At 74.6% G+C, this 13,707-nt stretch carries 14 protein-coding genes; 6 read left to right on the forward strand and 8 right to left on the reverse strand.

Annotation, left to right across the window (positions count from 1 at the left end; translation table 11 throughout):
- Nucleotides 1–96 precede the first annotated feature (96 nt).
- Nucleotides 97–567 (forward strand): N-acetyltransferase, encoded by a 471-nt coding sequence (locus tag ACZ58N_RS21945; RefSeq protein WP_471162388.1) that lies wholly within the window; start codon nucleotides 97–99, stop codon nucleotides 565–567.
- Nucleotides 568–643: 76 nt separating this feature from the next.
- Here the strand turns inward: ACZ58N_RS21945 and ACZ58N_RS21950 are convergent, their stop codons facing one another.
- Nucleotides 644–1,234: a DUF4291 domain-containing protein gene (locus ACZ58N_RS21950; protein WP_471162391.1), complete on the reverse strand. Its 591-nt coding sequence runs from the start codon at nucleotides 1,232–1,234 to the stop codon at nucleotides 644–646.
- A gap of 146 nt (nucleotides 1,235–1,380) precedes the next feature.
- The gene (locus ACZ58N_RS21955; RefSeq protein ID WP_471162394.1) at nucleotides 1,381–3,852 is read right to left on the reverse strand and encodes a helicase C-terminal domain-containing protein; all 2,472 of its coding nucleotides are present in this window, start codon (nucleotides 3,850–3,852) and stop codon (nucleotides 1,381–1,383) included.
- Nucleotides 3,853–3,938: 86 nt separating this feature from the next.
- Here ACZ58N_RS21955 and ACZ58N_RS21960 point away from each other — a divergent pair, with 86 nt between their 5' ends.
- Both ACZ58N_RS21960 and ACZ58N_RS21965 read left to right on the forward strand, forming a co-directional pair.
- Nucleotides 3,939–4,964, forward strand: coding sequence for a hypothetical protein (locus ACZ58N_RS21960; protein ID WP_471162397.1), 1,026 nt, complete (start codon nucleotides 3,939–3,941; stop codon nucleotides 4,962–4,964).
- 178 nt (nucleotides 4,965–5,142) lie between these two features.
- Nucleotides 5,143–5,796 carry an HAD family hydrolase gene (locus tag ACZ58N_RS21965; protein ID WP_471162400.1) on the forward strand — a complete coding sequence of 218 codons (654 nt, stop codon included), beginning with the start codon at nucleotides 5,143–5,145 and terminating at the stop codon, nucleotides 5,794–5,796.
- A gap of 20 nt (nucleotides 5,797–5,816) precedes the next feature.
- On the opposite strand, the gene ACZ58N_RS21970 is transcribed toward ACZ58N_RS21965, so the two are convergent.
- On the reverse strand, nucleotides 5,817–6,071 hold the full coding sequence (locus tag ACZ58N_RS21970; protein WP_471162403.1) for a hypothetical protein: 255 nt from the start codon (nucleotides 6,069–6,071) through the stop codon (nucleotides 5,817–5,819).
- Between the two features lie 200 nt (nucleotides 6,072–6,271).
- Here ACZ58N_RS21970 and ACZ58N_RS21975 point away from each other — a divergent pair, with 200 nt between their 5' ends.
- Nucleotides 6,272–6,655, forward strand: coding sequence for a cold-shock protein (locus ACZ58N_RS21975; RefSeq protein WP_030012939.1), 384 nt, complete (start codon nucleotides 6,272–6,274; stop codon nucleotides 6,653–6,655).
- Nucleotides 6,656–6,725: 70 nt separating this feature from the next.
- On the opposite strand, the gene ACZ58N_RS21980 is transcribed toward ACZ58N_RS21975, so the two are convergent.
- The 4 genes from ACZ58N_RS21980 to ACZ58N_RS21995 form a co-directional block, all read right to left on the reverse strand.
- Nucleotides 6,726–7,583: a 1,4-dihydroxy-6-naphthoate synthase gene (locus ACZ58N_RS21980; protein ID WP_471162406.1), complete on the reverse strand. Its 858-nt coding sequence runs from the start codon at nucleotides 7,581–7,583 to the stop codon at nucleotides 6,726–6,728.
- Nucleotides 7,570–8,295, reverse strand: a complete 726-nt coding sequence (locus ACZ58N_RS21985) for a futalosine hydrolase (protein WP_471162409.1) — start codon at nucleotides 8,293–8,295, stop codon at nucleotides 7,570–7,572. Before ACZ58N_RS21985 ends, ACZ58N_RS21980 begins: the two co-directional genes overlap by 14 nt.
- A 12-nt stretch (nucleotides 8,296–8,307) precedes the next feature.
- Nucleotides 8,308–8,799: a DUF2771 domain-containing protein gene (locus ACZ58N_RS21990; RefSeq protein ID WP_471162412.1), complete on the reverse strand. Its 492-nt coding sequence runs from the start codon at nucleotides 8,797–8,799 to the stop codon at nucleotides 8,308–8,310.
- A 318-nt stretch (nucleotides 8,800–9,117) separates the two neighbouring features.
- On the reverse strand, nucleotides 9,118–10,497 hold the full coding sequence (locus tag ACZ58N_RS21995) for an MFS transporter (protein ID WP_471162414.1): 1,380 nt from the start codon (nucleotides 10,495–10,497) through the stop codon (nucleotides 9,118–9,120).
- Nucleotides 10,498–10,812: 315 nt separating this feature from the next.
- On the opposite strand from ACZ58N_RS21995, the gene ACZ58N_RS22000 reads away from it, so the two are divergent.
- Nucleotides 10,813–11,730, forward strand: coding sequence for a DUF3027 domain-containing protein (locus ACZ58N_RS22000; protein WP_471162416.1), 918 nt, complete (start codon nucleotides 10,813–10,815; stop codon nucleotides 11,728–11,730).
- Between the two features lie 103 nt (nucleotides 11,731–11,833).
- Here the strand turns inward: ACZ58N_RS22000 and ACZ58N_RS22005 are convergent, their stop codons facing one another.
- Nucleotides 11,834–12,883, reverse strand: coding sequence for a WD40 repeat domain-containing protein (locus ACZ58N_RS22005; RefSeq protein ID WP_471162419.1), 1,050 nt, complete (start codon nucleotides 12,881–12,883; stop codon nucleotides 11,834–11,836).
- A 76-nt stretch (nucleotides 12,884–12,959) separates the two neighbouring features.
- Between ACZ58N_RS22005 and ACZ58N_RS22010 the strand changes: the two genes are divergently transcribed.
- Nucleotides 12,960–13,652: a GDSL-type esterase/lipase family protein gene (locus ACZ58N_RS22010; protein WP_471162422.1), complete on the forward strand. Its 693-nt coding sequence runs from the start codon at nucleotides 12,960–12,962 to the stop codon at nucleotides 13,650–13,652.
- The last annotated feature ends 55 nt before the right edge of the window (nucleotides 13,653–13,707 follow it).

Consider the following 13,707-nt stretch of genomic DNA (forward strand, 5'->3'; position numbering starts at 1 on the left):
CAGGGTGGTGAGGGAGACGACGCCGGGCCGGTGGGGGCGCCGCCGGCCGGCGAAAACGGGCTGACACCGTGCTCGGGCCGTGCGTAGGTTCCGGGGATGGATGACGATCAGCAGGGATCCGGGTTCGTACCGGACGGCTTCGAGGTACCGCGCGCCTTCGTCGGGGACGGGTTCCGGCTGGAGCCCCTCGGGCCGCAGCACAACGAACGGGACCTCGCCGCCTGGAGCGGCAGCGTCGAGCACGTCCGCGCCACCAGCGGGTTCACCGGCGGCTGGCCGCCGTCCGAAGGCATGGGGGCCGAGGCGAACCTCGCCGACCTGGTGCGGCACGCGCGGGACTTCGAGGAGCGGCGCGGGTTCACGTACAGCGTGCTGGAGGGGGCGGACGAGGTCATCGGCTGTCTCTACGTGTACCCCGCCACGTCGGTGCCGGGGCGGGTGCGCGTCAGTTCCTGGGTGCGGGCCGACCGGGCCCACCTGGACGCCCTCGTCCGCGCGGCGGTGAGCCGCTGGCTGCGGGAGGCGTGGCCGTTCGACGCGGAGCGGATCGACTACGTGGGGGGTTGAGGCGGCACGTCGGCCACGCGGGGGGTCGAGACGGCGGCGGGTCGGCTGCGCGGGGTGCCGGGGCGGGGCCGGTCGGCTACGCGCCGAGGTGGGGCAGCGGGCCCGCCGGGTAGGCGGTCTCGGTGGGAAGAAGGGCTCGTACGTCCTCCTCACGGCCGGCGCGGATCAGGGCGTGGACCTCACGGGCCAGTGGGGTCACGTCGCGGATGGAGACCGTCCACTCGTCGGCGTACGCGCGCGAGGCGCTACCGGACAGGCCGAGCTGGAGGGAGCGGTACGGCAGCGGCTTCAGGTGCACGTCGCGCTCCGGATCCCACTGGACCCGGGCCGGGGCGGCTCTCAGCGCACGCCTCCAGCTGTCGTGGTCCGCGTGGACGCCCCGGGCGTAGTGCGACAGGCAGGCCCCGGCGAGCGCCCGGTCGAAGCCGTCGCGGGTGATCTCGACGGCCAGTACCGTCTCCTGGCCCTCCTTGGTGGCCCAGCCGCAGCGGTACATCATCCACAGGAACGACGGTTTGATCCACGTCATGCGTTCGCGCTTCCAGTCGGGCGGGAAGCGGCCGTCGCGAGCGGCGGGCACGCCCAGCCGCGGGGAGTAGGCCTGGTACACGGTGACGGTGGTGTCGGTGTGGGCGGCGCGGATCTGACGGGTGGGTGTGGCGGACATGGCGTCAGTCTGCCGGGCCGCCCCGCGGCGGGCCGGCGGTTTTCGGTGCGGGAGGGGCCTCCCGGGACGGCGCGGGCGGACCCTGAGGGCGGGGCGGGGCGGGGCGGGCCGGTGCGGTGCGGGGCCGGGCGGTGCGGGGCGGGTCGTCAGACCTGGTCCTCCGCCAGTTCCGCGACGCCCGTGATGCGGTGGAGGGCGTACGTGCGGACTTCGTCCGCGGTGTGGTCGTAGCCGGTGACGAAGCCGCCCTCGACGCGGACCGGGGCGATGACGCGCTGGCTGGCCGCGCCGTCGGCGTTGACGTAGCCGATCCACACCGCCGAGCCCGTCAGGGCGGCGGCCTGGACCGTCGCCAGGGTTTCCGCCGCGCTGGTGCGGGGGAGTTCGCCGGGCGCCGCCGTCGCGGAGGCCGTCGTCGACGCGGGTTCCTTGCGGACCGCCGTGGCCGCGAGGTCGCCCGCGCGGATGGCCCGTACCGCCGCGCCCAGCAGCGTGGCGTCCGGGACCGGCGGCCCGTCCGGGACCGGGACCGGCGCCGAGCGGGCCGGGGTGCGGTGGGCGTCGGCGCGCGCCACCAGGACGTCGCCGGTCCGGGATTCGGCGGCCGGGGCGTAACCCATCGCCCGCAACCCGTCGAGCAGCGCGCCCGGTTCGGCCTGCGCGGCCAGGACGGTCGGCGCGAGCCGGCGCAACCCGAGTCCGGCGGACCGCTTGTCGGCGAGGATCTCGTTCAGCATGCCGTCGTCGTCGCAGCGCACGTACGAGGAGGCCGCGCCGACGCGCAGGTGCCCGTGCCGTCTCGCCACGTCGTCGATGAGGTACGAGAGCGGCTGCGGTACGGGGGTGCGACTGTGCTCGGCGAGGAAGGCGTGCAGGTCGACGGCGGTGTGCCCGGCGTCCAGGGCCCGGCGTACGGAGCCGGGGGTGAAGCGGTACACGGTCGCCCCGCCCTTGGACTCGACGTCCGCGAGCACGGCCAGGGTGTCGCCGAGCGGGCGGCGCAGCGGGCCGGGCGCGACCGCCGTCAGGTCGGCCTGGAGCAGGACGTGGTCGACGGGTTCGGGCAGCAGCGGGGCCAGTGCCGGCGTCGGATCCCGGTGCTCCAGCAGGGCGCGGCCGAACGCGCTGATCGCGCCGCGGCCGGTGACGCCGAGGACTTCCGCCTCGGTCAGCGTCCAGTGTGCGAGGCGGGCCCGCAGGTCACTGGTGCCGCGTACGGGACGCTCCCAGGCGAGCCGGTCGAGCAGCGCGTCCGGGTCGGGGGCACCGCCCTCGGGCAGTTCGGCGATGAGGCCCAGGACGCGGCGGCGCACCTCGGGCGCCGCCGACCGGTCGAGTTCCGGTCCGAGCGTCGACAGGGTGCGTCCCTTGGCGTCCTGCTCGCCGACGAGCCCGGCGGTCCGGGTGGCCGGCAGCCAGGCCGCGGCGAGCACCGACCACCTTTCGGCGGGCGGCAGTTCGCACCAGCCGTCGAAGGCCGGGGTCGGCGCGTACCTTTCGTCGGCCTCCCCGTCGCTCGCGAGCAGCCCGGCCGCGTAGGCGAGTTCGATCCAGAACGCCGCCGACGGTTCGGTGGTGTCCAGCGCGGTCGCCGCCCGCTTCAGGTCCCGTACGGCGAGCCCGCCCGCCCGCAGGACGGCCGGCCCGGCGTGCTCCCAGGACTTCACGAGTTCCTCGACGGTGGCCACGGCGGCCAGTGCCTGACCGGCCGCGTTCGCGTCCACAAGCTGTGGACGGTGCTCGCGGAGCGCGCCGACCGTCGGCGGCAGCGGGGCCGTCAGCCGGTGCGCCAGTCCGCCGCGCAGGTGCAGCGCCACCTCGCGGGGCAGTACGACCGTCCGCGCCGAGGCGGGCAGCAGCAGACCCCGGTCACGGAGCCAACGCACCGGCGCGGTCGGCTGCGGGGTCACCTCCCCGTACGGCGGGCCCCACACGAGCCGCCCGAGGACCTGGTGGGCTTCGGCCGGGGCCTCGTCCAGCAGCGCCGACATCCGCTCCTGGTCGGTGAACAGGCCGGTCAGGGCGGTCACCGCGGACACCGCGTCGTGGGTGGCGGGCAGCCCGAGGGCCGCCACGATCTCCTGGATCCGCGTCGGTGACATGCCGGCCGTCGCCTCGGACACCGTCGGCCCGAGACCGGTCGGGGAGGGCCGCTGCGCGGACGGCGCGAGCAGCTCCCGGGCGGTGCGCACCAGGCGCAGCCGGTCCTCGTCGCCCCACACCAGGGCCTGGTCGCGCAGCGTGCCGAGGGCCCGCGGCAGCTCGGCGCGGGCGGCCTCGTCCTCGCCGCCCGTCAGCAGGGACTCCAGCACCGGGTACGGGCACGGGTCGGGTGCCACGGCGAGGGCCTCCGCCGTCTGAAGGGCGAACCGGTCCAGGCGGTCCAGGGCGCGCACGACCGACGCGCGGGTCCCGGCACGGGTGGCGAGCTGCGTGACGTCGCCCGGCACCGGGTTCAGCAGGTCGGGCCGCGCGTGCAGCAGGGCGGCGAGCCCCACGTCGTCGCGGGCGCGCAGCGCCTCGGCCAGGGAGCGCGGGGCATTTCCCGCAGCGGTGCTTGCCTCGGGCACGGTGGTCGCCTCCTGGTCGCGCCGGCCGGTCCGTCGGCCGGTCCCCATCCGGTCAACGGTATCCGTTGCGCCGACGACCGCTCCACGGGCGCACGCGCTACCTTCGGGGCAGGCGGGACGTGAGGAGCCGGGGCGTGGGGATCGAGAGCGACCATCTGGTCTACGAATATCTGAGCCGGGTCGGGGACTTGGCACAGCGGCGGCAGTTGTCGTCGGGTGACCGGATGCGGCTCGTTTCGGGCCTCCGGGACGAGATCGACCGTCGGCGCGCCAAGTACGAACCGGAGACGCCGGCGGCCGTACGCCGCATCCTGGAGCGGCTCGGCACGCCGGAGGAACTCCTCGACAGCGTGGGCCGGCCGGCGCGCGCCGCGGAGCGGGCCGGGAATCCCGCGCCGGCGGTCGCGGCTCCCGCCGTGCCCGTCCAGCGGGGCCGGCTGCGCCGCAGGCCCGTCCCGGAACCGGCGGAGGAGCCGCGGAACGTGCCGCCGCACCTCGCCGGTCTCGATGAACTCGGCATCCCCGACGGCGTCGAACCCGACTGGTGGCGGGTCGGGCCGGGCGCGGCGGCGCTCGGTTCGGGGCCGCAGGTCGACGGCTTCGCGGGCGGCATCGAGTTCCCGGCGGGCTTCGGCCGCGCCGGGACGGAGGACGACCCGGACGCGGACGACGCGGCGGACGGGACCGCGGCGCGGCCCCCGACGGGCCCGTCGGAGTCCCGGACGCGCCGGGTCGTCCGGGTGTTGCGCGCCCGACGGGAACGCGCCCGGCAGCGTCGGGCCGCCGCGAACGCCCCCGAGGCGCAGGCCGCGCCGGCGGGCCGCGCCCGCCCGCACGCGTTCCTGCTGCTGGCGGCGGCGCTCCTCGCCGCGGGCGCGCTCACCGGGTACTGGATGCTGCTCGCCGTGGGGTGGCTGGTGGCGTACGGGTCGCGGGTGCTCGCGCCGGGCGAACGCAAGTGGGTCGTCCTCGGCGTGCCCGGCGCGATCTTCACCGGGGCGGTGCTGTGGCTGTGGGGGCGGCGGGCCGGCCGGTGGGGCGAGGCGCTCGCCGACGACGGCATGGGCGCGGCGTTCCACGGCATGTGGCCCGGCCTGATCCGCTGGGCCGCCGTCGTGACGGCGGCGTACCTGTTGTGGCGGTCCCGCCGTCGTGGCTGACTGCGGTGGGTCTGGCCGAAGATGATTGCTCCCACCACGCATTCCGGAGGGGCGAATGGAGTACGTCTTGATTGGAGCCCGAGCCACCGGGATGGAATATGCGCACATTTCACGGTCTGGAAAGGGAAAGTCAAGTCCACGTTCCGTTTAGCTGGACGGGCCTCGGCACAATGGAGGCATGACCTCCCACCCCCACACCATGATCCAACCCGCCCCTTTGACGGTCGGGTTCGACCTCGACATGACCCTGATCGACTCCCGTCCCGGCATCCGGGCCACCTATCAGGCGCTCTCCGCCGAGACCGGTGCCTTCATCGACGCGGACCAGGCCGTCACCCGGCTCGGCCCGCCGCTGGAGGAGGAACTCGCGTACTGGTTCACCGACGCGGAGATCCCGGCGATGCGGGACCGCTACCGGGAGATCTACGTCGAGCACGCCATCGAGCCCACCCCCGCGATGCCCGGCGCCCGCGAGGCCATCGCCGCCGTCCAGGCGCTCGGCGGTCGTGCCATCGTTGTCACCGCGAAGAACGAACCCAACGCCCGCCACCACCTGGAGCACCTCGGCATCGAGGCCGACGCCGTCATCGGCTGGCTGTGGGCCGAGGCCAAGGCGGAGGCCCTGCGCGAATACGGCGCGCAGGTCTACGTCGGCGACCACATCGGCGACGTACGGGGCGCCCGCACGGCCGGCGCGCTGTCCGTGGCGGTGCCCACCGGCCCGTGCTCGGAAGCCGAACTGCGCGCCGCCGGAGCGGACGTCGTCCTCGGCGACCTCACCGAGCTGCCGCAGTGGCTCGCCGACTACGACCGGGCCCGCGCCGCGGCCTGAGCCCCGCACCACCACAGCCGTCAGGCGGCCTGGGAGGCCCGGGCCGCCTTTCGCTGCGCCGCGGCCGAGCGGAACACGCCCGCCGCGGAGATGGCGAAGCCGACACCCATGAGCATGCACACGGCCCACGCGTACGACGGGAACGGGTCGGTGCCCAGGAACAACGGGGCCATCGTCGCCAGGGTCGCCATGGCGCCGGCGATGAACACGATGCCGCCGGCCTTCACGAGTCCGTCGCCGGGCCGGGCATCGTCGGGATGAGGAGTAACAGTCACCCGACCAGGGTAGTTCCCTGGCCGACGCAGTGAACCGGAAGGACGGCGGAAGGGCCCCCGGGAAGGACCGGGGAACGTCTTGTCACCCGTTTCTGGACCACTAGCCTGGAGGAGGCGGGTCGAAGGACCTGCCGCACTGCTATCCGGAGCCGCTCATCCCGGCCGACCGGACCCGACGAGCACAAGGACAGAGGACGGACGTGCCTACCGGCAAGGTCAAGTGGTTCAACAGCGAGAAGGGCTTCGGCTTTCTCTCCCGCGACGACGGTGGCGACGTGTTCGTCCACTCGTCGGTGCTCCCGGCTGGGGTCGACGCCCTCAAGCCCGGCCAGCGCGTCGAGTTCGGCGTCGTTGCGGGACAACGCGGTGACCAGGCGCTTTCCGTGACGGTGCTGGATCCGGCGCCCTCGGTTGCGGCCGCTCAGCGCCGCAAGCCCGACGAGCTCGCCTCGATCGTGCAGGACCTGACCACCCTGCTGGAGAACATCACGCCGATGCTGGAACGCGGCCGCTACCCCGACAAGGTGCACGGCACGAAGATCGCCGGCCTGCTCCGCGCGGTGGCCGACCAGCTCGACGTCTGACCTCACGTCCGACCCCGGTGCCCCGCCGCTCGAACGAGCCGCGGGGCACCGGCGCGCGCGGCCCCGGACCCTACGGGAAGACGAGCGCGTCCGCGGGGATGGCCGGAACCAGACCCTCGGCGGCGGCCCTGGTCAGCAGCCCGCGGACGGCCGCGTACCCGGCGTCGCCGAGGTCCGCGGTGAACTCGTTGACGTACAGCCCGATGTGCTGGTCGGCGACCGCCGGATCCAACTCCTGCGCGTGCGCCCGCACGTACGGGCGGGACGCCTCCGGGTCCTCCCACGCCATCCGGACCGACGTACGGGCCGCCTCGGCCAGCGCCCGCAGCGTCGCGGCGCCCAGCGAACGCTTCGCGATGATCGCGCCGAGCGGGATCGGCAGGCCCGTCGTGGACTCCCAGTGCTCGCCCATGTCCGCCAGGCAGTGCAGCCCGTAGTCCCGGTACGTGAACCGGGCCTCGTGGATGACCAGTCCGGCGTCCACCCGGCCGTCCCGCACGGCCGGCATGATCTCGTGGAACGGCAGCACGACCACCTTCCCGACGCCCTCGGGCAGCACGTCCGCCGCCCACAGCCGGAACAGCAGGTAGGCGGTCGACCGTTCGCTCGGCACGGCCACGGTCCTCCCCGCCAGGTCCACGCCCGGCTCCCGGGTCAGCACCAACGGACCGCAACCGCGCCCCAGGGCCCCGCCGCAGGGCAGCAGCGCGTACTCCTCCAGCACCCACGGCAGGACGGCGTACGACACCTTCAGCACGTCCAGCTCACCGCGCTCGGCCATGCCGTTGGTGACGTCGATGTCCGCGAAGGTGACGTCGAGGGCGGGCGCGCCCGGCACCCGGCCGTGCGCCCACGCGTCGAACACGAACGTGTCGTTCGGGCAGGGCGAATAGGCGATGTCCAACGTCGGACGGTCACCGGTGCTCATGGCGTTCTCCCCAGTTGACGAGTACGGGCCCCAGCGCGCGGAAGCCGTCGGCGAGCGCGGCGAGGGCCTCACCGATGCGCCAGGCGGAACGGTCGCGCGGCCCGACGGCATTGGACACCGCACGGATCTCCAGGACCGGCAGACCGTGCGAGGCGGCGGCCTCCGCCACCCCGAAGCCCTCCATGGCCTCCGCACCCGCGAGGGGGTGCCGGGCGACGAGTTCGGCGGCACGGACGGCGGTCCCCGTGACGGTCGACACGGTCAGTACCGGCGCGAGCAGCGCCCCCGTGGCCTCCGCGACGGACGCGGCCAGCTCGGCGGGCGGCAGGTGCACGCTGCGGCCGAAGCCGAGCTCCGCGACGGTGAGGAAACCCTCGGGCGTACCGGCGCCCAGATCAGCGGCGACGAGCGCGTCGGCGACCACCAGGGAGCCGAGCGGGGCGGCGGGCGCGAACCCGCCGCCGATGCCGGCGGAGATGACGAGGGAATAGTCGGCCGACGCGAGCGCGGTGGCCGTGGCGGCCGCCGCGGCGGCCGGGCCCACACCGCCGACGAGCACGTCGACGGCGAGACCGGGCAGGTCCCGGCGGGTGATGAGGTACCCGCCGGGCAGGGCGCGCGGCTCCGGGGTGACCGGGTCCGGATGAGGGGTGAGACCGGTGGCCGCGGATTCGGCCTCCGCGGCCACCGCGGTCACGACGAGCGCGCGCACGGGATGCCCCGGTTACTTCAGCTTGAGCTTGAAGGACCAGACGGCGAGCGGCTTGCCGTCCTCGCCGACCTGGACGAAACCGAGGACCTTCGAGGAGGGGGCCTCGCCCTGGCCACCGGTGGCGAAGACGTCGGCGCCCTGGAAGCTGCGGTAGGTGTTGGAGGACGGCTCGGTGATCGGCTGCCCGTCGAGGACCGCCTGCCACTGGTTGCCGTCCTCGACGATCTCCGGCTCGACGCCCAGGCGCAGCGTGTCGCCGCGGCGGTAGTCGACGGTCTTGGCGTGCTTCACGTTCGTGAGGCACTCCTGGACGCGGTCCATGGAGAGGTCCTTGCCGTCTGCGCGGCAGTCGGACTCCGCGGAGACGGTGGACGTGCCGACGGTCACGGTCGCGAGGGGGGTCGGCTTGTCCCCGCAGGCGGAGAGGAGGAGGAGGCCGGCGGACACGGCTCCGAGGGCCGCGACGCTGCGGCGGGCCCTACCCGGGAAAAGCGGTGCGGTCATGAGCCGAAGGCTATCGGGCCGGTGGGCCGAGGTGCTGCATGGGGTCCGGTGCGGGTCGGCTGCGCCGGGGCGGTACGGGGGCCGCGGGCGGCTGGGGGCCGGAGTCGGTCGGCTGCGCCGGGCGGGGGCGTGCCGTTCGGGTGCGGCGCCGCTGCGGGGGCTCCGCCCCCCGGACCCCCGCGCCTCAAACGCCGGCGGGGCTGGATTGGTGGGGGCGTGCCGTTCGGGTGCGGCGCCGCTGCGGGGGCTCCGCCCCCCGGACCCCCGCGCCTCAAATGCCGGCGGGGCTGGATTGGTGGGGGTGCGTTGTCGATCCGGTCAGGCCACGCGGGGGTGGGTGGTGCCCGGGTGGCGGTGGGGGGTGGTGAGGATGCCGCGGAGGGCCATCGTCGTGCCCAGGGCGACGACCGCCGCCGCGACGGCCATGCCCAGTACTCCGTTCAGCGGGAGCACGATGCCGATCGCGCCGCCCAGCACCCACGCCACCTGGAGCAGGGTCTCCGAGCGGGCGAAGGCCGAGGTGCGGACCGACTCCGGGACGTCCCGTTGGATCATCGCGTCCAGCGACAGCTTGGCGAGGGCCTGGCAGAAGCCGGCCGTCGCGCCCAGGACCGCCACCATCGCCCCGCTGAAGAGGACCGCCGCGATCACCGCCACCGCGAGCGTCAGGCACAGCACGGTCGCGATGATCGCCTCCGGGGCCCGCGCCCGCAGCCACGCGCCGACGGCCGTACCGCACGCGTTGCCCAGGCCCGCCGAGATGCCGACGACCGCCAACGACACCGCCGCGCTCTGCCCGGCCAGGGGGTGCTCCCGCAACAGGAACGCCAGGAAGAAGATCAGGAAGCCCGACAGGGCCCGCATCGACGCGTTGGCCATCAGCCCGCACAGCACCGGCCGGCTGATCGTGCGCAGGCCGGGCCGCCGCGAGTGCGCCTCGTGCGTGGAGAGCCGGGCGCGGCGTTCCCCCTTCGCGTCGTCCACCTTGTGCGGCAGTTGGAACGCCGCGAACGTCCCCCACACGAAGATCGCGCAGGCCCCGTACAGCGGCCAGGGTGGTCCGATCGTGTGCAGGCCGGCCCCGATCGGCGCCGCCGCGCCCGTGGCCAGCAGGCCCGCCAGGGTGACCCGGGAGTTCGCCTTGACGAGTGAGAACCCCGGTGGGAGGAGGCGCGGGACGACGGCACTGCGGACCACCCCGTACGCCTTGGACGCCACCAGCACGCCCAGCGCCGCCGGGTACAGCTCCAGTCCGCCGGTCGCCACGGCGCCCGACATCGTCAGCGCCAACAACGCCCGGGCCAGCATCGCCGCCGCCATCGCCGCCCGCCTGCCGTGCGGCAGCCGGTCCAGGAGCGGTCCGATCACCGGGGCCAGCAGGGTGAAGGGGGCCATGGTGATGGCCAGGTACAGGGCCACTCGGCCGCGTGCCTCGTCCGTGGGGACGGAGAAGAACACCGTCGAGGCCAACGCCACCGTGATCATCACGTCGCCGGCGCCGTTGATCGCGTGCAGTTCGATCAGTCGGCCGAGGCCCGATTCACCCGCCCCGTGCGCGTGCGTGGCCCGCCGGATCCCGCGTGCCGTACCGGTGATGGGAAGGTGCAGGGCACGCCCGACAGCCCGGCCGGCCCGCTTGGCCGGTCCCGAGCCGTCATCGGACGACCGTGCGGGTGCCACGTGGCCATAGTGCCCCACTCGGCCCTCCCGGACCCCTCCCGGCACGTTCCGGGTGCAGGCGTCGTCCGCGAATCGGACCTCGCATGTGGGACGAAGGCTCCGGAGGAGGTAGCGTGCGTAGCGCGCCACCGGCGGTTGCTCTTGGCCGCGCGCCTCTTCGCGATCCCGCAGAATGGATCGCAGTGGGGTGCGCCCGAGGCCGATCGGGCGCGGACGTCGACGCGGCCCTCCGGTCCGCTCCGCCCGCGCTACGTACGGACGAGACCGACGGGTCGTTGTGGACGACAGTACGGACGGCGCACTCGTGAGACGGCGTAGGAGAGAACGAGACCTGTGAGTGCTGCGACGACGCGAAGCCGTACCCCGCGTACCCCCGACCGCGTGTGCGCCGAGGCGGTAGAACTCGCCCGTGCGGCGGCGGAGGAAGCCGCCTTCCCCGGCGTGGTGGGCGAGCACGTCTCCGTCGTCGCGGAGGGTGACCGGGTCGTCACCCACTTCTTCGAGTGCAAGGAACCCGGTTACCGGGGCTGGCGCTGGGCCGTCACCGTCACCCGCGCCTCCCGCGCGAAGAACGTCACGCTCGACGAAACGGTGCTGCTGCCCGGCGACGACGCGCTGCTGGCCCCCGAATGGGTGCCGTGGAGCGAGCGGCTGCGTCCGGGGGACATGGGCCCCGGCGACCTGCTGCCGACCGACGCCGACGACCTGCGGCTGGAGCAGGGTTGGTCCGACGAGGACGCGCCGCCGCCGAACTCCGTCGTCTCGGAGGAGATGGCCCAACTCGTCGAGGCCGAGGACGCCGACGTCACCGACCGGGTGGTCGTCCCGGCCCGCGGGTCCATCACCTCGGTCGCCGAGGAACTGGGCATGCGGCGCGCGCGGGTCCTGTCGCGGTACGGGCTGCACAGCGCGGCCGACCGCTGGGACGAGTCCTTCGGGGCGAAGACCCCGATGGCGCAGGCGGCTCCCGCGTCCTGCGTGTCCTGCGGGTTCCTCGTCAAGATCGGTGGCTCGCTCGGGCAGGCCTTCGGTGTCTGCGCCAACGAGTTCGGACCGGCCGACGGGCGACTGGTGTCGCTCTCCTACGGCTGCGGCGGCCACTCGGAGGCCGCGGTCATGCCGAAGCCGCTGCGGCCCGCGCCGCCGGTGCTCGACTCGATGGCCGCCGACGAGTTCCCCCTGCGGCCGGCCGCCGACACCGGCTCCGTCCCGGTCACGGACCTCGCGGCGTCGGACCTCGGCCACTCGTAGGGCGTACGCGCCCGCCCCTGCCCGCCGGTGGCAAGGCGCCCGGCCGGGTCGCCCGTCGCCGGCCGGCCGGCGTTCCGTCAGCCCCTGGGCCGACGGCGTTCCGTCAGCCCTTGGGCCGGCGTCGCAGCAGCCTTTTGCCCCCGATGACCAGGGCCGTGCCCACCGCGAGGACCAGCGCCCCCTTGGCGAACGCGCCGTCCTCCCCGGCGGGACCATCGGCCTGCGGCGATGAGCCGGGTCGGCCCGAAGCGGCCCCCGACGGGGCGGCGCCCGGCGCGGACGGCTCGCTCGGGGACGAGCCGTCGTCCGCGGCGCCGTCGGTCGCCGGGACGGCGATGACCCGACTGTTCGCGCCCTCCGACCCGAACATCAGCGTCTTCCCGTCCGCCGTGTACGTCACCGACTCGGCCTGCCCCTGGAACGGGGCGCCCACCCGGGTCCCGTCGCCCTGCGGGCGGCCGTCCTTCCACGGGTAGGTGCGGGCCGTGAAGTAACCGCGCAGCGTCAGCCGGCCCCCGTCGGGGGAGAACGCCCCGTCCGTCACCCACGGCACGTCGGCGACCCGCCGGAAGACGTTGGGCCCACCGGCCGACAGCCGTTCGGGTCCCTCGTACAGGCCGGCCGTGCGCTCGTGCTTGCTCGCGATGTACACCCGACCCGTCACCGGATGGACCATCAGGGACTCGGCGTCGCGCGGTCCGTCGGCGTACGTCACGGTGAACTGCTCGGCCTTCACGGTGGTGTCGGCGAGCTGCTTCGGCTCCGGGAAGCGGTAGACCCACACGTGGTCCCAGGTGCCGTTGCGGTTGTCGCCGATGTCCCCGACGTACAACTGCCCGTCCGGCCCCAGCGAGATCGCCTCCACGTCGCGGGGCGTGCCGATCCCGGTCAGCGTCACCCGGGCCACGGTCTTCCCGGTCGCCGCGTCCACCCCGTACACGTACGGGCCGTCGTCGCTGTCGTTGTGCGTCCAGTACACGCCCGGGTGCAGTCGGCTCGCCGCGAGCCCGCTCGACTCCCGGATCCGCGGGTCGGTGATCGTGAACCCGGCCGAGCCCGGGGTCTCCGCGGCGAGGGCCGCCGTCGGCAGCACGGCGAGGGCGGTGACGACGGTGGCGGCGAGGACGGCGGACGACCGGGGGAGCAGGCGCATCCCCCAAGCCTGCCGGCACGTTCCGCGTGTCCGGCGTCACAGGGGTTTCTGTCGCGTGATCCGCGATGATGACCGGATGCGTTTCATGTTCGTCGGCGACTCCATGACCATCGGACGCGCCGGCGACTACACCTGGCGCCACCGGATGTGGCAGCACCTGTGCGCCACCCTGGACGGCCCCTTCGAGATCGTCGGCCCGCGCACGGCGCTCTACGACGCCGCCACCGACGCGGCCACCAGCCACGCCTACGCCGCCCCGGACTTCCCGGAGCCCGCCCGGCGTCACCTGGCGGGCTGGGGCGAGGGATGGCAGCACATGGCACCCCTGGTCGGTCCCGCCGTCGCCGCGTCCGGGGCGGACGTCCTGCTCGTCTCCCTGGGCCTGATAGACCTCGGCTTCTACACCGAGGCCGACGGGACCGCCGTCAACGTCCGCCGGTTCGTCGCCGAGGCCCGCGCCGCCCGCCCCGGGATCCGGATGGTGCTGCTGCCGGTCATCCCCAACGTCCGGGCCGAGGACGACGCGCCGTTCGCGGCGCAGGTCGGGCGCTTCAACGAACTGCTCGCGAAGGCGGTCGCCGACCTGTCGACGGACTCCTCGCCGATCCTGCTGGCCGCCCGGCCCCAGGCGTACGACATCCGCCACGACACCTACGACGGCACCCATCCCAACGCCTCGGGGGAGCACCGGCTGGCCGGCGAGTTCGCGGCCGTCCTGCACCAGGCGTGGGGCATCGGGGGTCCCTACCGGCCGGCGGAGGATCCGTAACACGCCCTTCACCCGGGGGGCTTGCCTGGAGCGCACTCCAAGCAGTTGGCTGGTG

It is taken from the genome of Streptomyces sp. NPDC040432 (assembly GCF_055595445.1).